Consider the following 1,231-nt stretch of genomic DNA (forward strand, 5'->3'; position numbering starts at 1 on the left):
TTGAAGGCGTAATCGGATTATCGGAAGGGAGCAAGCGCATAACATTGCGTACTCGAGATGTTTCATTACGAATGCTCTCCGGTAGAATAGCTTCGATTTTCCCGCTAGCGGCTTGAGCCTTGACACGGTAATCAGAATCAAATCGTTGCTCGATAAAGTCCGTTCCAATGAGCAAGGTTACGGCTTCTTCTACCGTGAAACTGACCGGCGGCAGGAAATAGCCTTCCATCAAAGAATATCCTGTTCCTGTGGCTCCAATGATCGGCACACCTGCCTCACTTAGAGCCTGAACGTCGCGGTAAATGGTCCGCACGCTGATTTCAAATAGAGTTGCCAAATCTTCGGCTCGTACCACTTTTTTTCGTTGCAACTCCAGCACTATGGCTAACAAACGGTCTGTTTTATTCATTGGCCGCCTCTCTATAAACCTAAAATAAACGTACGCGCAACTCATTCTCTACAAAAGACAAAGAATCCCTCATATACATCAATATATATAGAAGAGCCAGACCTGACAATGGAGTAGTTTCGTGGCTTAAGCTAAACGGGAAACGATAGCGCGGCCATGCAACCGATTCAGCTATCGGAAGGTATAGCTTTATACCTGAATTTACAAGTAACAAACTCATCTGTAGTTGAGTTAATATGGAAACGGGACTAAAGTTACTACATACATGAATAACAATTACTTCTGGAGGATTTTTAGTGAGGAATGTAGCTTATTTTTGCTTCATGATTGTACTTTTAATATTTTTAGTTGCTTGTGAGAAAGTAGTTCATACCAAAAAAAATGTAGATTGTAACTCTGTTGAGCCGCCAAATACTTTAAACTCTACAGTTCCAGAGTGGGAAATAAGACCCAATATGCTGCTTTACGAAGCCAAGCAGAACAAACCGTTATCTATTGTTTCTTATGAGGTAATTTTAAAAAATCTTGATACGGAGGCGGCAAGAAACATACATGTATACATCGGAAACCAACTGTTTGGTTGGGAACGTATGAACTTTGATTCTAAATCAGAATTGGCATGTTCAGAATTACAGACTAATCAATTCAATATTTGGGTATGGTCACATGGTAGGGACACTCACCTTGACCCGTCATGGCGCTCTACGATGGAACAAACTGCACAGTTGCGTTTCGTGTGGGAGGACTCCAAAGGATGGCATCAGGTTCAAGGACATTTGCCAAATCAGTATTACAGCCAAAGTTTCATGGCAAAGGATTTAA

Annotated in this window: 2 protein-coding genes; one reads left to right on the forward strand and one right to left on the reverse strand. The window is 41.5% G+C overall.

What is annotated here, in order from left to right:
- On the reverse strand, positions 1-409 hold a 409-nt coding region (locus GC096_RS34445; protein ID WP_171637043.1), incomplete at its 3' end, for a helix-turn-helix transcriptional regulator.
- Positions 410-705: 296 nt separating this feature from the next.
- Between GC096_RS34445 and GC096_RS34450 the strand changes: the two genes are divergently transcribed.
- Positions 706-1,231: hypothetical protein (locus GC096_RS34450; protein WP_171637045.1), on the forward strand; the 526-nt coding region annotated here is incomplete at its 3' end.

Source organism: Paenibacillus plantarum, from assembly GCF_013141695.1.
Taxonomy (GTDB): domain Bacteria; phylum Bacillota; class Bacilli; order Paenibacillales; family NBRC-103111; genus Paenibacillus_E; species Paenibacillus_E plantarum.